At 69.4% G+C, this 23,730-nt stretch carries 3 protein-coding genes; all 3 read left to right on the top strand.

Annotation, left to right across the window (positions count from 1 at the left end; all coding sequences use genetic code 11):
* Nucleotides 1-30: 30 nt before the first annotated feature.
* From WMF24_RS42610 to WMF24_RS42600, 3 genes are read left to right on the top strand one after another with little or no spacing between them, the layout of a single operon-like run.
* Entirely contained in the window at nt 31-15,951 is a 15,921-nt protein-coding gene (locus tag WMF24_RS42610) for a non-ribosomal peptide synthase/polyketide synthase (RefSeq protein WP_437738920.1), read from the top strand.
* On the top strand, nt 15,941-22,951 hold the full coding sequence (locus WMF24_RS42605; protein ID WP_437733201.1) for an amino acid adenylation domain-containing protein: 7,011 nt from the start codon (nt 15,941-15,943) through the stop codon (nt 22,949-22,951). The genes WMF24_RS42610 and WMF24_RS42605 overlap by 11 nt, the downstream gene beginning before the upstream one ends.
* Complete coding sequence (locus WMF24_RS42600) at nt 22,948-23,730, top strand: GNAT family N-acetyltransferase (protein ID WP_437733200.1); 783 nt, start codon at nt 22,948-22,950, stop codon at nt 23,728-23,730. Before WMF24_RS42605 ends, WMF24_RS42600 begins: the two co-directional genes overlap by 4 nt.

The following is a 23,730-nucleotide window of genomic DNA, read 5'->3' as shown; positions in this document are numbered from 1 at the left end:
GCATAGATTAGGTGCGGAGTGATCTTGCAGATGAGCGAACTCGGCAAGCTAACGGGGGACTTTCCGGAAATTCAGCGCGGTCACGAAGAGCCTTGCCTTCGCGACTTTCCGCTGACCCCGAGCCAGAATCGGCTCTGGGTGCTCACGCAGCTGGATCCCGAAAGCCCGACGCACCATGTGCACACGGCCCTTCGGCTGCGCGGCACGCTCAACGACGAGGTCCTTCGCCGTGCCTTCGGGCTGCTCGTCCGTCGCCACGAGGCGCTGCGGACGCACGTGGCTTTGGTCAATGAATCACCGTGCCAGAGGGTCGCGCCGGAGCAAAATACGTTCGAGCTTTCGCGCCTCTCGCTCGCGTCGCTGCCTGAAGAAGAGCGCGCGCCGCGCTTCGCTGAGATCGCGCTTGAGCACGGCCGCGCGCGCATCGATCTCCTTGCAGCGCCGCTCTGGCGCGCGCTGTTGGTGCAGATCTCCGAGACCGAACACCGCCTCCTCTTCACCGCCCACCACTTCATTCTCGACGGCTGGTCGATCGGCATCCTCACGCGTGAACTCGGCGAGATCTACGCCGCCCTCTTGCGCGAGGAGGCACCGGAGCTGCCGCCGGCACGCGCCTATGCGGCGGCAGCCGCCGAGGAGCTGAGCCGCCTGGAGCCGACGCGCGCGGTGATGACCCGCTTCTTCGAAGACACGCTCGCATCGGCTCCGGGGAACCTGCCGCTGCCGTTCGACGCCTCGCCAGGGCAGACCTCGCGTTCGGATGGAGCGCGGATCATTCGACGCGTCGACCCCGGCGTTGCGGAGCGGCTGGCCGCGGCCGGACAGGCGAACCAGGCGACGACGTTCATGATGTTGCTCGCAGCGCTCGGGCTGTTGATGCAACGTTGGACGGAGCAGGACGACATCGTTCTCGGCACCGTCATCTCGGGACGATCGCTGGCTGCGGTCCGCTCGGTCGTAGGCGACTTCACGAACATCGTCCCGCTCCGCCTCCCGCTGAAGGCGACGAAGTCCGGTGCTGACGCCGTCGCGGTCGCGCGCGACGCGACGATGAAGACGTTCCGCCGCGCCATGCTTCCCTTCCAGGAAATCGTGCGCGCCGCCAAGCGCGAGGGCTTCTCGACGGACAACCCGCTCTTCAACGTGGGCCTCGTGCTCCACTCGTACGAAGCAGCCGAAGGGCAACCCTTCGGCGACGTGCTCCGCGGCGACCTGGAGCTGCTCGACAACGGTACCGCGGAGATCGATCTGCTCTTCGACGTCGCCGTGCGGGACGGCGCGCTCCTGCTTGGTTGCAAGTACCGGAGCGCTGCTTTTCTTCCCGAGACGATCGAGCGCCTGCTCGCCCGCTTCGAGTGTGTCCTCCGTGGGCTCGCGACACCCGAGCTTCCATCGCTGCGGCTCACCGCGCTCCCAGACGCCGAAATTGCGCTTCTCGATTCGTGGAACGAGACGGCACGTCGGTACGAGGGCGGCGATCGATGCCTCCACGAGGTCGTCGAAGCGACTGTCGACGCGATGCCGAACGCCACGGCGATCGAAACCGATGGTGCGACGCTCTCCTACGCCGAGCTCGAGGCACGCGCCAACCGGCTCGCGTCCCGGCTTCGCCGCGCGGGCGTGGGCCCGGGCGCGTACGTGGCCTTGCTGCTTGAGCGCTCGGCGGAGCTCGTCGTCTCGCTGCTGGCTGTCCTCAAGGCGGGCGCCGCATACGTACCCATCGATCCTGGTTATCCTGCGGAACGCATCGCGTTCATCATCGAGGACGCCGGAGCCGCGGCGCTGATCGTCCACGCCGCGACGCGCGGGCGCGCGCCCGCCCCCTCCGCGATCAATATCGTGGATGTTGGCGACGAAGCCGCGCTCGCGCAGGAGCCGCCGGACCGACCGACGTGCGTGACGACTGGGCGCGATCACGCATATGTCATCTACACCTCGGGCTCGACGGGAGCGCCGAAGGGCGCCATCAACCACCACGAAGGCATCACCAACCGCATCCTCTGGATGCGGGAGGCGCTCGACCTCCGTCCAGGCGATCGGGTACTTCAGAAGACGCCGTACACGTTCGACGTCTCGGTCTGGGAATTCTTCTTGCCGCTCGTCGTCGGCGCGACGGTCGTCGTGGCGCCGCGCGACGCGCACCGCGATCTAGCGCTGCTTCTCGAGGTCATGCGCCGCGGGCGCGTGAGCGTGGTGCACTTCGTGCCATCGGTGCTCGGGGCGATCCTCCAGGATCCTGGCTTCGGCGACCTGCCGGCGCTGCGCGTCGTGGTCGCGAGCGGCGAGGCGCTATCGAAGCAGGTGGTGGAGCGCTTCTTCGCCAGGTCGAACGCGTCGCTGGTGAACCTGTACGGCCCGACCGAAGCCGCGGTCGACGTCACGATGTGGCGGTGCGCGGCCGAAGATGTCGCCCGGCCGTCGATTCCGATCGGAAAGCCGATCGCGAACGTGCGCATGTACGTCGTCGATCGGCATGGCGAACGCGCCGCGATTGGCGCGATTGGCGAGCTCGTCATCGGCGGCGTTGCGGTCGGCAACGGCTATTTGAACCGGCTCGACCTCACCCGGTCACACTTCGTGACGGATTGTTTCTCGGGTGTCGGCCGGCTCTACCGCACCGGCGATCGTGCCCGCTTCTTGCCCGACGGCAACATCGAGTTTCACGGCCGCTTCGACGACCAGGTGAAGATCCGCGGCCTGCGCATCGAGCTCGGCGAGATCGAGAGCGCGCTCGCGCAGCTGCCTGCTGTCCGCGGCGCGTGCGTCCTCGCGCGAAGCGACGGCGACGACAAGCGGCTCGTTGCGTACCTCCTCACGGACGGCGCCCCGCCCTCGGCCTCCGCGCTGCGCGCGTTCTTGAAGAACAAGATCCCCGAGTACATGATCCCGTCCGCGTTCATCACGCTTGACGCGTTCCCAGTGACCCCGAACGGGAAGCTGGATCGCGCGGCGCTCCCCGCCCCCGCGGCGTGGGCGGCGGAGATCGAAAGGCGCTACGTCGCGCCCCGCACGCCCACAGAGGAGGCCCTCGCCTCCATCTGGCAGGACGTGCTCGCGGTCGACCGGATCGGCGCGCTCGACCACTTCTTCGACCTGGGTGGCCACTCCCTCCTCGCTACCCAGGTCGTGTCGCGGGTGCGGCAGCGCCTCGCGGTGGAGCTGCCCGTGCGGGCCATCTTCGAGGCGCCGACGCTCGAGCGGATGGCCGCGCACATCGAGGAAGCGTTGCAGGCGGGGGCGGCGGCGAGCGGCCCGCCTCTCGTTCCTGTGGCGCGGTCGGGGCAGGAAATCGTGTCCTACGGGCAGCAGCGGCTTTGGTTCCTCGACCAGCTCCAGCCCGGCAGCGCAGCGTACCACATCGCCGGTGCGGTGCGGCTCAAGGGGGTGCTCGATGTCCCCGCGCTTGAGCGGGCCCTCGGCGCGCTGCTCGCCCGGCACGAGGCGCTCCGGGCTCGGTTCGTCACGTGTGACGGCGAGCCGAGGCAGGTGATCGACGCTGCCGTACGAATGCCGCTCCCACTCGAGGATCTCAGCACGCTCGCCGGCAGCGCGCAGGTCGATATGGTCCAGAGGTGGTCTGAGGAGGTGGCCCGGCAATCCTTCGACCTGTCGAAGGGCCCACTGATCCGCGTCGCTCTGCTCCGCCTGTCAGCCATCGAGCACGTGCTGCAGGTCGGGATGCACCACATCGTGTCCGACGGGTGGTCGCTGGGCATCTTCATCCGGGAGCTCGGGGCGCTGTACGTGGCCGAGGCGCACGGGGGGGAAGCGCTGCTGCCGGCCTTGCCGCTGCAGTATGCCGACTATGCGGCGTGGCAGCGGCGCTGGCTCGAGGCGGGCGTGCTCGATCAGCAACTCGCCTATTGGCAGGGGCAGCTCGCAGGATGCCCGGCCCGCCTCGAGCTGCCGACGGATCGCCCGCGGCCTCGGGTGGCGACGTCGAACGGGGCGTCCATTTCGCTCGTGATCGATGCGGCGCTGGCGGCCCGGCTGCGGGCGCTGGCGAACGAGGAGGGGGCCACGCTGTTCATGGCCCTCCTCGGGGCTTACCAGGCGCTGCTCGGCAGGTACGCAGGGCAGACGGACGTGGTGGTCGGGATCCCGATCGCCAATCGACAGCGGCGCGAGATCGAGGGGCTCATCGGCTTCTTCGTGAACACGCTCGCGCTCAGGACCAGGTTCGAGGACGATCCGACCGTCCGTGAGCTCCTGCGCCGGGTGAAGGAGGCCACGCTCGAGGCTTACGCGCACCAGGATGTGCCGTTCGAGAGGGTGGTGGAGCACGTGAACCCGGAGCGCGCGATGGACCAGACGCCGCTCTTCCAGGCGATGCTGGTTCTGCAGAACGCGCCCGAGGCCGCGCTCGCGCTGCCGGGACTCGCGATCGAGCCGATCGAGCGGGAGGAGACAACCGCCCAGTACGACCTCACCCTGACGCTCACCGAGCGGGACCAGCGGATCCTGGGCACCCTCTGCTATAACACCGACCTGTTCGACCGCTCCACGATCGAGCAAATGGGGCGGCACCTCCTCGTCCTTATCGAGCGGATGGTGGCGGCTCCCGACGCGCGGATCCTCGGCCTGCCCTTGCTCGACGATGATGAGCGATCGCAAATCATCGAGGCCTGGAACGGCACCGCGGTGGAGACCGCACGCAATCTGTGCGCCCACGCCATCTTCGAGGCGCAGGTCGACAAGACGCCCGACGCTGTTGCCGTCGTCTTCGAGGGCAAGCAACTCTCGTATCGCGAGCTGAACGAGCAGGCCAATCAGCTCGCTCACCACCTCCGCAAGCGGGGGGTCGGGCCGGAGATCCTGGTCGGCATCTCCATGCACCGCTCTCCGGAGATGATCATCGCGGTGCTCGGCACGATGAAGGCCGGCGGCGCGTACGTCCCGCTGGATCCCACGTATCCCGCAGATCGCCTGGCGTTCATGCTCGAGGACGCGAGCGTGAAGGTGCTCTTGACGCAGGCCCGCGTCGTCGCCGATCTGCCGGCGCACCGGGCCGAGGTACTCTGTCTCGACAGCGGCTGGAGCGCGATCGCCGCGGAGAGCCGCGAAAACCCTACGCCTCTCGCGTCAGCTCGCAATATCGCTTACGTGATTTACACGTCGGGCTCGACCGGCAAACCCAAGGGGGTGATCGTCGAGCACAACGGCCTCGTCAACGTCGCCGAGGTCCAAGCCAGGGCGTTCGGGGTGGGCCTCGGCTCGCGCGTTCTCCAGCTGGCCTCGCTCAGCTTCGACGCTTCCGTGTGGGAGATCGTGATGGCGCTCCTGAACGGTGGCACTCTTGTGCTCGCCAGCACGGACGCGCTGCTCCCCGGCCCGGATCTGCTGAAGACGCTCATCGACCACCGGATCACGGTGCTCACCATCTCGCCCTCGGTCCTCGCCGCGCTCCCTTCGGCGAGCCTCCCGGATCTCCGCACCATCGTGGTCGCCGGCGAGGCCTGCTCGGAAGAGTTGGTGTCGCAGTGGGCACCGGGGCGTCAGTTCATCGACGCCTATGGCCCGACCGAGGCATCCATCTGCGCCAGCATGGGAGAGTGCTTTGCGGGCGGCGGCAAGCCCAGCATCGGCAAGCCCATCGCCAACACCAGGATAGTGATCCTCGACGCGGAGGGCCAGCTCCTCCCCATCGGCGTCCCGGGGGAGCTCTGCGTCGGCGGCGTCGGCGTCGCTCGTGGTTATCTGAACCTGCCCGAGCTCACGGCCGAGCGCTTCGTGCCGGATCCGTTCGGTACCGAGCTGGGAGCACGTTTGTATCGCACGGGCGACCGCGCGCGCTGGCGCAACAACGGCGAGCTGGAGTTCCTGGGCCGGCTCGACCATCAGGTCAAGCTGCGGGGGTGTCGCGTCGAGATCGGCGAGATCGAGCACACGCTCTCCGCGCATCCGGCGGTGGTGCAGGCTGTGGTCGTCGTCCGGGAGGACAGGCCCGGGGACAGGCGCCTCGTCGCCTACGTCGTCGCGGGCGACGCCCCACCCGAGCCTACCGAGCTCCGTGACTTCCTTGCCGCGCGACTGCCGGAGTACATGGTGCCCTCCGCGTTCGTTCCGCTCGCGGCCCTCCCGTTAACGCCCAACGGGAAGGTGGATCACAAGGCCCTGCCGGCGCCGGAGTGGCGCGGTGACGAGGCAGGGTACGTCGCGCCGCGCGACGTGATCGAGGAGCGCCTGGTCGAGATCTGGCAGGAGGTGCTCGCGGTCGACCGGATTGGCGCGCTCGACCACTTCTTCGAGCTCGGCGGCCACTCCCTCTTGGCCATCCAAATCATCGCGCGCGCTAGAGATGCATTCGAGATCGAGGTGCCGCTCCGTGCGCTCTTCGAGGCGCCCACCGTGGCCACCCTGGCGGCCCGCATCAAGGCGCTGCGGGCCGAGGAGGAGCGCTGCGGAGCGCCCCCCATCGAGCCCGCGCCCCGCGACCGCCCCCTCCCGCTCTCCTTCGCTCAGGAGCGGTTCTGGTTCCTCCACCGGCTCGAGCCGGACCAGGCCCACTACAACATCCCCGCGGCGATCGAGCTCTCGGGTCCGCTCGACGCCGGCGCCCTGGCCCGCGCGCTCGCCGAGATCGTCCGCCGCCATGAAGTCCTGCGCACCACCTTCACGCTCGCCGGCGCGGAGCCGGTGCAGAAGGTCCAGCCTCCCGGGGAGGTGCCCCTTCCGCTCGTCGACCTCGGCGAGCGCCCTCCGGCCGAGCGTGGCGAGGCTCTCCGCGACGTCGCCGCAGCCGAAGCGCGTATCCCCTTCGATCTCGCCGCGAGCCCGATCCGCGCCCTTCTGGTCCGACTGGGCCCGAAGGAGCACGTGCTGCTCCTCACCCTCCACCACATCGTCTGCGACGCTCGCACCGCGGCGATCCTCGATGCCGAGCTGGGGCGGCTCTATGAGGCGTTCCGGCGGGGAGAGCCCTCGCCGCTCGCCGACCCGCCCCTCCAGTACGCGGACTACGCCGTGTGGCAGCGGCGCTCTCTGGCCGGCGAGGTCCTCGATCGCCAGCTCGCCTACTGGAAAAAGCAGCTCGCCGGCGTCCCCCACTCGCTCGACCTGCCCGCGGACCACCCTCGCCCGCCGGTGATGACCTACCGCGGCGCATGCCGCACGGTCTCCTTGCCGGCATCGCTCCGCACCTCGCTCTCCGACCTCTCCCGGCGCCAGGGCGTCACCCTGTTCATCACGCTGCTTGCGGCGTTCGATGTGCTGCTCCACCGCTGGTCGGGGCAGGACGACATCGTGGTGGGCACGCCGATGACCGGCCGCATCCGACCCGAGACCGAGGACATGGTCGGCTGCTTCCTCAACACCCTGGTGATCCGCGCTCGCCTCTCCGACAACGTGCCCTTCGAGGCGCTGCTCCGCTCGGTGCGCGAGGCATGCCTCTCCGCCTACGCACACCAGGACCTGCCCTTCGAGCGGCTGGTGCAGGAGCTTTCGCCGGAGCGCGATCTCTCCCGGACGCCGGTCTTCCAGGTGATGTTCACCCTGCAGTCCACCCCCGGCGGGGAGATGCGCGGGCGCTCCTTGCCCGGCGTGCTGGAGACGGCGAAGGTCGACCTGCTCCTCTCCATGGTCGAGGGCCCGTCCGGGATCACGGCGAGCTTCGAGTACGCCACGGACCTCTTCGACGCCTCCACCATCGACCGCATGGCCGCACAGCTCGGAGTGCTCCTCGAAGCGATCGTGGCGGCGCCCGGAGCCCCCATCGGCGATCTCCCGCTCCTCCCGCAGCCCGAGCTCCACCGCCTCCTCGTGGCGTGGAACGCCACCGCCCGCGCCTACCCGGAAGGCGCCACGCTCGCCGACCTCTTCGAGGCGCAGGTCAACCGCACGCCCGGCGCCCCGGCGCTGCGTTACCCCGGCCCCGACGGCGTCCGGCGCCAGCTCACCTACCGCGAGCTCGAGGCCCGGGTGAACCGACTCGCCGCCCTCCTCCGCGAGCACGGCGTCGGCCCGGACGTCCCCGTGGGCGTGTTCATGGATCGATCCGTCGCGCTGGTCACGTCCGTGCTCGCCATCCTCGCGGCCGGCGGCGCCTACGTGCCCCTCGATCCCTCCTACCCCCGCGAGCGGCTCGCCGTGATGCTGGAGGACACCCGGATTCCCATCCTGCTGGTCCAGGAGCGCTACGCCGACGCTCTGCCCCCCCACGGCGCCCGGCTCCTCCGCGTCGGCGACGAGACGGACACGGCCGCGGCGCCCCGCGTCGACCGCGCCGGCCTCTCCCCGGACAACCTCGCCTACATCGTCTTCACCTCGGGCTCAACCGGCCGGCCCAAGGGCGTGGCCATGCCCCACCGCCCTCTGGTCAACCTCGTTGCCTGGCAGCTCGCCACCTCGCCCGGCGCCCGCCGCACCCTCCAGCTCACCTCGCCGAGCTTCGACGTCTTCTTCCAGGAGCTCTTCACGACGTGGTGTGCGGGCGGCGTCCTCTCGCTCCTCACCGAGGAGCAGCGCCGCGACGTCCACGCGCTGCGCCGGACGATCGCCGACGAGGAGGTCGAGCGCGTCTATCTGCCCCCGGTCGCGCTCTACCAGCTCGCCGAGGCGAAGGGAGCCCCACCGCTGCCGCCCACGCTCCGCGAGATCGTGACCGCGGGCGAGCAGCTCCAGATCACGCCCCAGGTCGCGGCCCTCCTCGGCGCCCTCCCGTCCCTCACGCTGCGCAACCAGTACGGGCCTTCCGAGACCCACGTGGTCACCGAGCACGCGCTCGCGGGCGCGCCCTCGGCCTGGCCTGCCCTGCCGCCCATCGGGCGCCCGGTCGCCAACGCACGCCTCTACGTGCTCGATGCGCACCTCCGTCCGGCGCCCATCGGCGTGCCCGGCCAGCTCTACGTGGGCGGCGTCGCCGTCGCCCGCGGCTACGCCGGCCGGCCCGACCTCACCGCCGAGCGCTTCGTCCCCGATCCTTTCGGCTGCGACGGCGGCCGGCTCTACCGCACCGGCGACCTCGTCCGCTACCGGCAGGATGGGGCGATCGAGTTCCTCGGCCGGGCCGACCACCAGGTCAAGGTGCGCGGCTACCGCGTCGAGCTCGGTGAGATCGAGGTGGTGCTGAGCACCTTCCCCGCAGTCCGCGAGGCGGTGGTGATCGCCCGCGACCAGGGTCTCGGCGACCGCCGTCTCGTCGCCTACTTCACCCGGCGGGACGACGACGCTCCCGCCCCGAGCCGCGAGGACCTGCGCGCCTTCCTGTCCGCGCGGCTCCCCGAGTACATGATCCCCGTCTCGTTCGTCCCGCTCGACGCCCTGCCGCTGACCCCGACAGGGAAGGTCGACCGGCGGGCGCTCCCTGCCCCGGAGGCGCGGGCGGCGGAGAGCGAAAGTCGCTACGTCGCCCCCTGCACGCCCACCGAGGAGGCCCTCGCTGCGATCTGGCAGGAAGTGCTCGCGGTCGACCGGATCGGCGCGCTCGACCACTTCTTCGACCTGGGCGGCCACTCCCTCCTGGCCACCCAGGTCGTGTCGCGGGTGCGGGATCGGCTCCAGGTGGAGCTACCTCTGCGCGCGCTCTTCGAAGCGCCGACCGTCCGCGCGCTCGCATCGCGCGTTCGCGCGCAAGCGATGCACGCCGACGAGGGGCCGATCCGGCGTGTTCCGCGCGGAGGGCTGCTCGCGACGTCGCCTGCCCAAGAGCGCCTGTGGATCTTGCATCAGCTCGATCCGTCGAGCTCGGCGTACAACATGGCGGAGGTGATCAGGCTGCGCGGACCGCTCGATCGGGTCGCGTTGGCGGCAGCGTTCGATGCGCTCGTCTCGCGCCACGAGGTGCTGCGGACCCGCATCGTCGCCACCGACGAAGGCGTTCCGGCGCAGGTCATCGACGAGCCGCGCACCGGCGTGCTTCGGTTCGAAGACGCGCGGGGCTTGAGCGATGAGCGCGTCGACGCGCTCGTCGCCGAGCACGCGCAGCGCCCCTTCGATCTCGCGGGCGGACCGCTCTTCCGTGCGACGCTCTTCGCTCGGTCAGCGGACGAGCACGTGCTCTCAATCGTGCAGCATCACGTGGTGAGCGACGGATGGAGTCACGGCATCCTCGTGGCGGAGCTCACCGCGCTCTACGCCCGCCTCGAGCTCGCGCCGCTCCCCGTTCAGTACGCGGACTATGCAGCCTGGCAGCAGGCGCGACTCGGCAGCGGGCGGCTTGAGGCCGATCTCGCGTACTGGCAGCGCGTGCTAGCGGACGCGCCTCGCGCGCTCGATTTGCCGACGGATCGCCCGCGCCCCGCGGTGGAGAGCTATCGCGGCGGCACGGTGGATGTCCCGGTCGAAGCATCGGTGAGTCGCGCGCTCGTAGAGCTCGCGCGCGCTCACGGTGCAACGTCGTTCATGGTGCTGCTCGCAGCGTTCGGCGTCTTCCTCTCGCGTCACGCCGGGCAATCCGAGATCGTCGTCGGGACGCCGGTCGCCGGCCGCGCGCGTCCCGAGCTCGAAGGCCTTGTCGGGTGCTTCGTCAACACGGTCCCGATCGTCGTGCGCGTCGATGCCGAGGCGTCGTTCGCCAGTCTGCTCGCGGCCGTGAAAGAGTCGACGCTCGAAGCTCTCGCGCACGATGGAGCACCGTTCGAGAAGGTCGTCGAGGCGGTCAGCCCGCCACGCGATCTCGGTCGAAACCCGATCTTCCAGGCGATGCTTGCGCTCCACCGCGCCCCCGCTCCGCCGAAGCGGGTAGCCGACGTGACGTTCGAGCAGGCGGTCAGCGAGACGACGACGACGAAGTTCGATCTCTCTCTCTATGGACGAGAGTCGGATGGATCGATGACTCTCGCGCTCGAGTATGCGAGCGACCTCTTCGAGCGCGCTACCGCGGAACGCTTCGCGGACCGCCTCGCCGTACTGCTCACGTCGATCGCGGAGCCCTTCATCGCCGCTGCGACCGCGACGCCGGACGCCCCGATCGGCTCGCTGCGCATGATGCCGGACGCGGAGCGGGAGCTGGTGCTGAACGGCTTCAACGATACCCGGTTCGACTACGACCTGAGCGTCCCGGTCCCGCAGCTGTTCGAGCGGCAGGCGGCCCTGACCCCGGACCGCGTGGCTACTGTCGACGAGCACCGCCAGCTCACCTACGCGGAGCTTCATGCCGAGTCCAACGCTGTCGCCTGGGCACTCCGGACCCAATACAAGGTGGGCAAGGATGTCATCGTCGCGCTGCTGATGGACCGGTCGGTCAACTTGACCGTGGCCATCCTCGGTATCCTGAAAGCCGGCGGCGCTTACTTGCCGCTCAACAAGAAGGACCCGGCGGACCGCCTGCATGCTGTGCTCGGCGACAGCGGCGCCTCGGTCGCCCTCGTCGATGCCGACTGGGCGCGGCAGCGGCTGGAAGGCACCGCGGTCCTCGACCTCCGGGAGCCACTCGCGCCACATCCGGAGAACCTCCCGCCCGTCGCCACCCCCAGCAATGTGGCGTATTGCATTTACACGTCCGGCTCGACCGGCACGCCGAACGGCGTGCTGGTCGAGCACGGCGCCCTTGTCAACCGCCTCCTCTGGATGCGCGACGAGCTCGCGCTGGCCGAGGACGATGTCATCCTTCAGAAGACTCCCTACAGCTTCGACGTCTCAGTATGGGAGCTGCTGCTACCGCCCATCATCGGCGCGGTGCAGGTGATGCTGCGCCCCGACGGCGAGTCGGATCCGTCCGTCATCCGAGCGACGATCGTCAAGCACGGCGTGACTGCCCTGCACTTCGTGCCAGCGATGCTGAACCAGTACGTCTCGACAGCGGAGGGCGGGTGGACGAGCGTCCGGCACGTTGTCTGTAGCGGCGAAGCCCTCGACCGCGATCTGGCGAACCGCTTCCTGAAGGCCACAGCGGGCGGCAAGACCCAGCTGCACAACTACTATGGGCCCACGGAGGCGACGATCGACGTCAGCCGTTGCCGGATCGAGGCGGGCGCGGCGCCGATCACCATCGGCCGCCCGGCCCCGAACAACCGCCTCTACGTCCTCGGACCGACCGGGCAGCCCTGCCCGATCGGGGTAACGGGCGAGCTCTTCATCGCGGGCGTCCAGCTCGGGCGCGGCTACCTGAACCGCCCGGCCCTCAACGCCGAGCGGTACATCGCCGACCCCTTCCGTCCTGGCGACCGCATGTACCGGACCGGCGACCTGGCGCGATGGCTCCCTTCGGGCGAGCTGCTCTGCCTCGGCCGCACGGACAGCCAGGTGAAGGTCCGCGGCTTCCGCATCGAGCTCGCCGAGGTAGAGCACGCCTTGCGCGGCTGCCCGTGCGTGGACGGCGCGGCCGTCCTGGTGCAGCGGCGCGGCGGCGGCGACGACTTCCTGTGCGCCTATGTGGCCGGCGCCTCGTGTCCGCCGCCGGAGCGGCTGCGGGAACTGCTGGCGGCGCGCCTGCCGGAGTACATGATTCCGTCGCACTACGCATATCTCTCCACGTTCCCCGTGAACCGGAACGGAAAGGTCGACCGGAAGGCGCTCGCCGCCATGTCCGGCTCGGTCACTGCCGCAAAGGGTGGAGAGGCCCCCCGGAGCCGGACGGAGGCTGACCTCCTCGATCTCTGGCGGGCGCTCCTCCCCGACACGCAAGCCGGGGTCACGGATGACTTCTTCGCGGTCGGCGGGACCTCGCTGACGGCGATCCAGCTAGCATCGCGGATCACGAAGCGCTTCGGGGTCCAGGTCGGGATCGCCGAGATCTTCCGGAACCAGACCGTCGCCGCGCAGGCGCGTGTCATCGAGGCCGCGGCCGGCCGCCGCAGCGAGACGGGCGTCACGCTCCGTGCCTACCCGCGCCGGGAGGACCACCGCCTATCGCCCGCCCAGGAGCGCATGTGGTTCCTGCACATGCTGGAGCCCAACAGCGCCGCCTACCATATCCGCATCCTGGTCGAGCTGACCGGGCCTCTCGATCCACGCGTCTTCCGCGAGGCGCTCGCGGACCTGGTGGAGCGGCAGGAGATCCTCCGGACCGTCTTCGTCGCCAACGGCGGCCGCGCCTGCCAGGTACCGCGCCTGGATCTGCCGCTCCCCTTCGAGCTCCGCGAGGTGGGCGCCGGCCCCGACCAGATCGAGCGGATCCGCGCCAGATCCGACGAGCTGGCGCGGCGGCCGTTCAATCTCGAGACGGAGTCACCGCTCCGTGTCGTTCTGTTCGAGGCCAGCCCCGATGAGCACTACCTGCTGGTCGTGCTGCACCACATCGCCGGCGACGGTTGGTCGATGCGCCTGCTGGTCAAGGAGATCTCCCTGCTCTACATGCGGCGGCTCGGCCGCCGGGCCGTCGAGCTCCCGGCCCTGCCGCTTCAATACGTCGACTACGCCGAGTCGCTCGCGGCCGCAGAGCACGAGCGGCGCGTTGCGCAGGACCTCGACTTCTGGCGCGCGCGGCTGCGCGACTGCCCGATCCTGGAGCTGCCCACCGACGTCTCGGCCGGGACTCCGGACCCAACGCCGGCCTCGCCCACCTTCCAGCTCCCCCTCGCCGCCACCGCGCGGTTGAAGGAGCTGGCCAAGGCCACCTCGAGCACCCCGTTCGAGGTCATCATGGCCACGTTGAGCCTCCTGCTGTCGCGCCTCAGCGACCAGCGCGACATCGTCGTCGGCTTCCCCATAGCGAACCGCCAGTTCATCGAACTCGAGTCGGTGATCGGCCTCTTCCTCAACACGCTGGTGGTGCGGACCGACCTGTCGGGCGACCCCACCTTCGCTGAGCTGCTCGGCAAGGTCAGCGCCGGCATCCGCGACGCCTACGACCACCAGCTCGCGCCTTTCGAGCGGGTGGTCGAGGAGGTCAACCCCGTCCGCCGGCTCGACCGGACGCCGATCTTCGACGTCCTGCTCAACTACCTCGAGGACCAGGACGCGGAGCTGCGCATCGATGGCGTTTCGATGAAGGTCGATAGCGGTCACTACGAGGTGACGGCGAAGTACGCGCTGACGGTCTATGTCTGGGAGGAGTCCACGGGGCTGCGCTTCGAACTTGCCTACCGGCGCGACCTCTTCACCCCGGCCCGCGCCGCGACCATGCTCAATCAGCTGCGCGCGCTCCTCGAGCAGGTGATCGAGACGCCGCACGGCGCCTGCTCCACCTTCTCCCTGCTGAACCGCGAGGAGCACGCTGCGGCGCGCGCCGCCATCTCCAGCCGGATCGAGCGGAGCGTTGGGCGGCCCGTCACGGAGTCCATCCTCGGGTGGCGCGCCGACGCAGGGGGCGCGGTCGCCATCGAGCAGGGCGACACCAAGATCACCTACGCCGAGCTCGCCGATCGGGTCGAGGCGTTGGCCCAGAGGCTGGTCGCGTCCGACTGCCGCCCCGGCGATGTCATCGTGCTGACGGGTCCGCGGAGCATCGGCTTCGTCGTCGGGCTCTTGGCGGTCTTCCGCAGCGGCGCGGTGGCGTTCCCCCTGAACCCCGCTCTTCCCGAAGCGCGCCGCCGGCAGCTCATGACGATCGGCAAACCGGTCCGGGCCGTCGTCGTGGAGGACCCGAGTGAGCCCACGGAGCACCCTGACCTCGCGGGCCTGCCGCAGGTCCGGATCGCCGCCGGGACCGGCTCGTCGAGCGGCGGCGTGGTCAGGGAAGCGCGGCTCCCGGCGGTGGACGTTGCCGCGGCCGCCTACCTGTTCTTCACCTCGGGTACGACGGGGACGCCCCGCGGCGTCCTCGGCTGGCACGGGGCCCTTCGCCACTTCTTGGACTGGCAGCGGCAGACCTTCAGGATCGCGACCACTGACCGCTGCGCGCAGACGACCAACGTCTCTTTTGACGTGATGCTGCGCGACACGCTGCTTGCGCTCGTCTCCGGGGGAACCCTCGTGATCCCCGAGCCCACGGAGGAGGGGGGCGGCGACGCCCTCATCCGCTGGCTGGCCCGCAAGCGGATCACCGTCCTCCACGCGGCACCGACGGTGTTCCACACCTGGCTGCTCGACGCGCCCGCCGACGTCGGGCTAGGCGACCTGCGGTGGCTCTTCCTCGCGGGCGAGCCGCTGCGGGCCTCCCTCGTAGACCGGTTCCGGGCCCAATACCCGGGTCCGACGCGGATTGTGAACCTCTATGGCCCCACCGAGACCACCATGGCGAAGTTCTCCTATGAGGTGCCCCGCGGGCCCCTTCCCCCGGTGCTGCCGGTCGGCTTCCCGCAGCCCCAATGCCAGGGCTTTGTCATGCGCGGGGACCGATTCTGCGGCGTTGGCGAGCCTGGTGAGATCGTCATCCGGACTCCGTTTCGCACGCGCGGCTACCTCGACGGCCAGACGGGCGCCGGCGGCTTCGTCCCGAACCCGTTCGACAAGGACGCCGACGACCTGCTGTACCGGACCGGCGACCAGGGCCGACTCCGGCCGGACGGGGCGCTCGAGGTCATCGGTCGGCTCGATCACGAGGTCAAGATCAGCGGCGTGCGGATCCAGCCCGCCGAGGTGGAGAGCGTTCTCGGCCGCCATCCCGCGGTGGCCGCCTGCATCGTGATTCCCCACCGCGAGGCGAACCGCGAGCCGCGGCTCGTGGCCTACGTCATCGCGAGGACCCCCGACGAGCAGCTCTCGGATCGGTTGCGCACCTACCTCGGCACCCAGCTGCCCCAGGCGATGGTACCCGGGGAGTACATCCTGATCGACCGCCTCCCGACCACCGCCAACGGCAAGGTGGACCGCGCGGCACTGCCCCAACCCGGGGCAGCGCTCCGCCGGACGGTGCCGCCCGCCGAGCGGCCGCATACGCCGGTCGAGGCGGACATCGCTGCCATCTGGGCCGAGGTCCTCGAGCGGCCGGTGCCCAGCAAGACCGACAACTTCTTCGAGCTCGGTGGGACGTCGTTGAAGCTTCTCCGCCTTTTCCACCTGTTGAACGCCCGATATCCGGGCGCCTTCCGCGTGGCCCAGCTGTTCAGCTCCCCGACCATCGCCGAGCAGGCGAAGCTGGTAGAAGCCAACTCGAAGGAATCCCAAGAGGACGTGAAAATCCATGATCTCTAAGGATGTCGCAATCATCGGAATGGCGGCGCGTCTGCCAGAGGCCGACACTCTCGACGCCTTCCTGAGCAATTTACGCGCCGGCCGCGACAGCATCCGGGAGCTGAGCGACGACCGGAGAGCGCGAACCTCGCTCCTGCCGAATGAGGCTTATCAGCTGTGCGCCTACATCGACGACATTGACACCTTCGACCACGCGTTCTTCAACATCTCCAAGGGCGAGGCGAAGACAATGGCGCCGCAGCACCGGATGCTGCTCCAGGTAGCCTATCAGGCGCTGGAGAACGCGGGCTACGATCCCGCGTCGCTGCGGGGCTCCCGGACCGCGGTCTACCTTGCCGACACCCGAATCGCCTATCATCTCCTCGCCCAGACGCAGGAGCCAACGCTAGTCATGGGAAGTCATGTGTCGGCGATGGCCGGCCGGATCGCTCGCTTCTTCGACTTGCGTGGCCCCGCTGCGATGATCGACACCGCCTGCTCGTCCTCCCTGGTCGCCCTGCACTTCGCTATGAACGACCTGCTGCTCGGCGAGGCCGACCTCGCTCTGGTCGGGTGCGCGAGCCTGGATATCTTCCCCAGTCCGTTGACGGAAGTGTTTGACATCGGGATCCGGTCGCCCGACGGCAAGACCCGCTGCTTTTCGGCGGAGGCGGCGGGCACTGGCTCCGGCGAGGCGGTCGTGGCCATCGTCCTGAAGCGCTTCGACGCAGCGCAGCGGGACGGCGATCTAGTCCACTCCGTGGTCAAGAGCGTGGCCGTGAATCAGGTCGGCGGCCGCGCCAGCACCCTGACCGCACCGGACGCCCACGCGGAAGCTGAGGTCATGCGCATGGCCTGGGAGAAGGCCGGGATCGATCCCGAGACCGTCTCCTACATCGAGGCGCACGGCACCGCCACCCGCCTTGGCGACCCCATCGAGATAGAGGGCATCGATATGGCGTTCTCCCGGGTCAGCACCCGGAAGCAGTTCTGCGCCCTCTCCTCGGTCAAGAGCAACATTGGGCATACCTGGAGCGCGGCGGGGCTGGTCGGCGTCGTGAAGGCCACGCTGGCGCTGCGGCATCACGAGCTCTTCCCGAACGTCCACTGCGCCAACCTGAGCCCCCTCATCGACTTCGCGCGGTCAGCCGTGACCGTCACCCAGGAGCTCACGCCCTGGGCCCCCGCCTGCGGCGTGCGCCGGGCCGGGGTGAGCTCCTACGGCCTCATGGGCACCAACGCGCACGCGATCCTCGAGGAGGGGCCCCCGCCGTCCGCGTCGTCCCACGCCCCTCATGACAGCGAAAGGGGCTACTGGATCCCCGTCTCGGCTCGCAGCACCGAGTCACTGGCCGCGAACCTGGCCGCGCTGCGTGACTGGCTGCGCGCACGCCCGGCGCTCCGCCCCATCGACCTCCAAAAGACGTTGGTCGGCGGGCGCGGTCACTTCGAGCATCGCTTTGCTGTGGCGGTCGCCGACCTCGCCGAGCTCGACAGGGCGCTGGCGGAGCCCACACGGCATCAAGGTCGGATACAGGCGGCCAACGCGGAGACCGTCGTCGCTTTGATCTTCTCGGGGCAGTGCCATACATCCGCCGCGCTCACGGGGGCGCTCCGGGCAGCCCACCCCGCCTTCGACCGCCTGTACGCCGAGTGCGAGCGCGCCGGGGCCGAGTGCCCGCCAGCGCGCATCGCGGAGTTCGCGTTTCAATACGCGTTCCACGGCTGGCTCCGGGAGCTGGGCTTCAAGTTCGAGCATCTGATCGGCGAGGGAGCAGGACGCTATGTGACCGCGGCCATCGGCGGGCGCGTCTCCCTCCCCGAAGCGATCCGGCAGAGCTGCCACGTCGCGCCGGATCCGGTGCCGCTGCGCGCGCGCGTCGAACGCCTGCTATCCGGCCTCGCGGATCAACGCATCGTCTTCGTCGAGGCGGGGCCGCTCGCCGCCGTGACGAAGCTGCTCCTCGAGCTGCGAGCGGGGGAGGTCGTGGCGCTCGACGACCACGCGCACGCCGTGCCCCGGCTCCTGGCCGACCTCTATCGCGCCGGAGCCACGTGGACGTTCGCGTCCTGCGCCGGCGACGGGCGGCGAACTGAGCTGCCTAGCTACCAGTTCCAAAAGATCCGGTGTTGGCTCAACGAAATCAGCGCGCCGACCAGCGCGCCGACCGGCGTGCGGACCGACGCGCCGGTCCCCCGGAAGGACGCCCGGGACGCGGGCGCTGCGGATGCCGCGTTGGACACGCTGACCGTAGTGCGCCAGATCTGGAGCGAGATTCTCGGCGTGGACGACGTGAGCCCCGACGCGACATTTTTCGCGCTCGGCGGCGATTCGATCGCCGGGTTGCGCAGCGTCGCCCGCATCAACGCGATGCTCGGCGTAAACCTCGACGACTTCGCCATCTATGACGACATGACATTGAGCGACCTGGTCGCGAGGATCGACGCCCTCCGCGTCCCGGCGCCGACCGAGGCCCAGCCTCCGACGTCGCCGCCAGCGGAGCCCGAGTTCTTTCCGGCCACACCGGCGCAGGAACAGGTGTGGCTCGCCGCCCAGTTCGAAGGCGGCTCCGTCGCCTTCAACTTGACGCGCAGCTTCAAGCTCACTGGCCACATCGATCCGGCTCGACTCCAGCGCGCGGTGAACGCACTCGTCGCCCGCAACGAGGCGCTCAGGGCGACGTTCCGGATGGTCGGCGATGCCCTGATGCAGCGGGTAACGCCGCTCACGGAGTGCGTCGTCGCCGTCGAGGTCGTCCAGCACGAGGGTCCGTCGGATGAAGTCGCGCTCGGCGATGCGGTCCGGCGCTTCGCCGCGCTGCCGTTCGACCTGGACCGAGGGCCCCTGGTCAGGGTCCAGCTACGTCAACTCGGCCGCGACACGCAGGTGCTCACGCTCGTCACCCACCACATCGTGGCGGACGGCTGGTCCCTCGGACTCCTCGTCCGGGATCTGGGCGCCTTGGTCGCGAACGACCGGGCCGATCTGCCGCCCATCGCCGTTAGGTACCGAGAGCAGGTGGTCGCTGACGGCGACGGTCCGGCAGGCGCCGCAGGCTCGGCCGACTACTGGCTTGGCCTGTATGCCGACGTGCCCTCCCTGATCGACTTGCCGCTCCGCACCAAGAAGGGATCGGCCGCTTTCCAGGGGGCCTACCTCAAGCGCCAATTCCCCGAGGCGTTGAGCGGCCAGCTCAAGAAGTTCAGCCGCGAGCAGGGCGGCACCCACTTCGCGGCTCTCTTGACCCTGTTCGCAGCGTACCTGGCGCGCCACACCGACGATGGTCGTATGGTGCTCGGCACCTCCATCGTGGAGCGCGGAAACCAGGCGGCCGAGCAGCTCGTCGGCATGTTGGTCCGGACGATCCCCTTGCGCCTCGCTGTGTCTCAGGAGGCCTCCCTGAACGACCTCTACGGCGCCGTGCGGGCGACGTTCGGCGAGGCGTTGCGCCACCGGGCCTATCCGTACGAGCAGCTGATCAAGGAGCTGCGGCTGCGCAACCGGCTCCAGACCCCGCACCTCTTCAACGTCCTGATCGAGTACGAGCAGTTCGGCGAGGTGGACGCGAGCGCGGACGCCTTTCTGGAGGGTACCGGGATTGCCGCTACGCCGCTCGACGTCAACCTGGACACGAGCGTCTTCCCCTTGAACATCATGCTCTCGGAGCAACCCGACGGGTTCAACGCGGTGTTCCGCTTCGACACGAGTCTCCTCGAGCAGAACGAGATCGAGCGCCTGTGGCGGAACTTCGTCGAGCTGGCGACGGTGCTCCTGCAGACGCCGGCACAGCCCATGGGCGCCCTGCCGCTCCTCACAGACGCCGAGGCCCGGAGGATCCGCGCCCTCGGGCACCGCTCCCTGCCGTTCGACCCGACCCGCTTGGTGCACCGTGAGCTCGAGCGGCACGCGGCCGTGCGGCCGAACGAAGTCTGCCTCTCGAGCCCGGACGGGGCATCCACCTTCGCCGAGCTGAACCGCCGCGCCAATCGGCTGGCCCGACACTTCCGTGACCGACACGCCGTCCGGCCGGGCGACCTCGTGGCGCTCGTCATGGACCGGAGCCGGCTGCTCGTGGAGTCGATCCTCGCGCTCTGGAAGTGTGGCGCCGCTTACCTTCCGATCGACCCCGCTTATCCACCCGCCTTCATCGCGCAGATCCTCGGCTCGGCGCGGGTGGCGACGGCGCTGTATGACCCTTGCCAGCTCGGTCGAGCAGCGGCGGAGCAGCTCCGGCAAGAAGGTCGGCACCTCGTGCCGCTCACCCCGGAGAGCGGCGCCGAGGAGTCCGCGGACAACATCGATACGCCAGTGGCGCCGGACCAGCTGGCGTATGTCATCTACACCTCAGGCTCGACCGGGGTTCCGAAAGGCGCAATGATCGAGCACAGAGGGATGCTCAATCACCTCCACGCGAAGATCGCGGACCTCCAGCTGTCCGATCGCAGCGTCGTGGCGCACAACGCGCCCAGCAGCTTCGACATCTCCGTCTGGCAGATGTTCGCGGGGCCGTTCGTCGGTGGGCGGACGGTGATCTACCCGCAGGCCGTCCAGATGGACCCCCGCGGGTTCGCCGAGCAGCTCCAGAGGGCGGCCGTCACCGTGTTGGAGGTCGTCCCTTCTTACCTGAGTCCCATGCTGGACGTCTGGGAGCAGATGGAAGTCCAGCCGATGCTCGCCGCCCTGGAGTACCTGCTCGTCACCGGGGAGGAGGTCCAGCCGCGGGTCGTGAACCGGTGGCTCGAGCGCTATCCGACGGTGCCGGTGGTGAACGCCTACGGACCGACGGAAGCCTCCGACGACATCACCCATCACGTCATCACCCAGCCCGTGATGAGCGGCTCGGTGCCGGTGGGGCGTCCCATCCCGAACACCTTCATCTACCTCCTCGACGCCTTACGCCGGGTGGTGCCCGAAGGCAGCGTCGGGGACATCTACGTCTCCGGCATCTGCGTCGGGCGCGGCTACCTACACGATCCGGAGCAGACGGCGCGCGTCTTCACACCCGACCCGTTCGAGCCGGAACAGCGCATGTATCGTACCGGTGACCGCGGCCGCTGGACCACCGAGGGGGCCCTTGAGTTCCTAGGCCGCACGGACCACCAGGTGAAGGTACGCGGCTTTCGCCTCGACGTCGGCGAGATCGAGCGCCGCCTCGGCGAGTGTCCTGGCGTCAAGGCCGCCACCATCACGCCCACCCCCGGCGCCAAGGATCAGCTCAGCGCCTACGTCGTGCTCGAGCGCGGTGCATCCGTCGAAGCCTGCCGATCGTTTCTCTCCCAACGGCTGCCCCACTATATGGTTCCGGCGACCTTCGTCGAGCTGGCGAAGCTGCCGCTCACCCCCAACGGCAAGGTCGACCGCAAGGCCCTCGCGAAGATTGCGCCGCCCCCCGCCGACGCCGCCGCGGCCCCGGCGGAAGGCGCCGACGGGGAGACCCTGGCGACGCTCTCGGGAATCTGGGCCGAGGTGCTTGGCCGAACGGACATCCGCCCCGAGGACGGATTCTTCGATGTCGGCGGCAACTCGCTGAGGGCCATCCAGGTGCTCTCTCGGATCCGCAGCCGGCTGATGGTCGACCTGCCGCTCGAGGTGCTCTTCGTCCAGCCGAACCTCGCGGCCCTGACGGCGGAGGTCATGCGCCGACGGCCGGCCGAGATCGAGGCTATCCCGACGGTGGCGGGCACGGGGACGTTCCCGGTGGCGCCTACCCAGGAGCTGCTGCTCCAAGTCGACCGCGACTACGAAGAGCGGGCGGCCTTCAACCGGAACGATCTCTACCGCGTGCATGGCCGCCTCGATGTGGACCTGCTCGCGAAAGCCTTTGCGGATGTCATCGAGCGGCACGAGAGCCTGCGGACGACCTTTGGCTACGAGTCGGGCGCCCCTGTCCAGATCGTCCACGCGCCGGGGGAGCTGCCCCTGCCGCTCAAACTGGAGGATTTCACCGGAGCGAAGGAGCCGAGTGAGGCCGCCAGGCACTTCGTAGAGCGCCGGATCCGGACGCCCTTCGCGATCCGCCGCGAGGCCCTGGTCCGCGCGGATCTCCTGAAGACCAGCTCCGACACCTTCTTGCTGCTCGTGTCGATGCACCAGCTGATCTCCGACGGACGTTCCGCCGAGGTATTTGTGGATGATTGGCTGACCCGCTACCTCGATCTGGCGCAGGGTCGGCCGGCGGCCGTCCCACCCCTTCCCGTCCAGGCGAAGGACGTCGCCAGCTGGCGGCGGCGGCTGTTGACGCCGCAGCAGAAGAGCCGCCACCGCGCCTTCTGGCGCTCTCGACTGGAGGGGGCGTCGTCCCTCATTTCGCTCCCTACGGACCTGGAGCGCCCGCGCATCGCGACATTGAACGGGGTCAGGCTGCGCGTGGATGTTCCTGACTCGTGGACCTCCCGGCTCGCGGCCTTGGCCAGCGAGCTCGGGATCACCGAGTTCGTCGTGGCGCACGTGGCGGTGTCTCTCATGCTCCTCGCGTGCACGGGTGGCACGGATGTCACAATCGGCACGTACGCCCGCGGCCGGGAGCGGCTGGAGCTCGAGAACCAGATCGGCCTTTACATCAACACGATGCCGCTCCGGCTCCGCCTCGGGCCCGAGGACGAGGTCCGCCCGCTCCTGGTCCGCGCGCAGAAGGAGCTGCTAGAAGCCTTTGAGCATCAGACGTACCCGTACGGGTGGACGATGGAGGACCTAGGCTGGCGCCGCGGCCTCGAGCGGAGCCCTATCTTCGACGTCATGATCGCGTTCGACGACCTCGACGACGACATGAAGAAGCGGCAGGATCCGGGCGCCGCGCTCCGGTTCGAGTCACTCGATCTGCCGCGCCGCTCGAAGGAGGGGGATCTCCTCATCGTCTTCATGCGGACGAAGGGGCGGCTGGAGCTGATGATGACCTACAATACCGACGTGTTCTCGCCCGAGCTGGCTCGACGGTACGCGGATCGGCTCGTCGAGACCCTTACGGACGTGTTGGAAGCGCGTTCGTTGGCAGAGATCCTCGCACGAGGAAAGGTCACATGAAGGACAGCGAGCGCAAGCACCTCCTCAAGCGCCTCGATCACCACCGCCTGTGTCTCGCGGAGCCTGGGATCGTGGCGCGGGAGTTCTCCCCCGACCGCTCGGAGTGCCGGATCCTCCTGGCGCCGGCGGCGCCCGCGGAGATCGCGACGCTGATCGCCGAAGAGAAGGCGTTGGCCGACCGGCACCGGTACACACTCGAGTGGAAGGTGTACGGTCACGACGGCCCGGCGAACCTCGTGGACAGCCTGCTCGCGGCGGGGTTCGAGTCCGACGACGAGGAGCAGGTGCTGGTGCTCCCTCTCGCGAACGCGGGCGGAGCGTCGATGGGCGCCGGCGCCTTGCCCCCGGGAACGGACATCGTGCGCGTCGAGGACGAGCGCGGCCTGGCGTACGTCGCCGAGATCTCCCGCGACATCGGCCGCCGGAACGTCGACGCGGAAACGCGGCGCCTGGCGGGCATCCTACGGGATACGCCGGACGGGATGACCGTCCACGTGCTGCGCTTCAACGGCGAGCCGGTCGCCTGCGGGCGCACGCACTACGCCGAGGGCAGCGAGTTCGCTGAGCTGGCGGGCGGCCGGACCAAATGCGCCCACCGCAGGCGCGGCTACTTCAGCGCCCTGGTCCGGCACCGGCTGGCCGAAGCCTTGGCGCGCGGCCGCACGTATGCGCTGGTCGACGCGCTGCCCACCTCCGAGCCGATCATGCGGCGGCTCGGCTTCACGACTCTGACCAGCACCCGACCGTATGTCTACGAGCCGACGGGAGGTGCGCCCTGA

The organism is Sorangium sp. So ce1335 (assembly GCF_051521615.1).
Lineage (GTDB): Bacteria > Myxococcota_A > Polyangia > Polyangiales > Polyangiaceae > Sorangium.
This window is presented reverse-complemented; position numbering and strand designations above follow the sequence as displayed.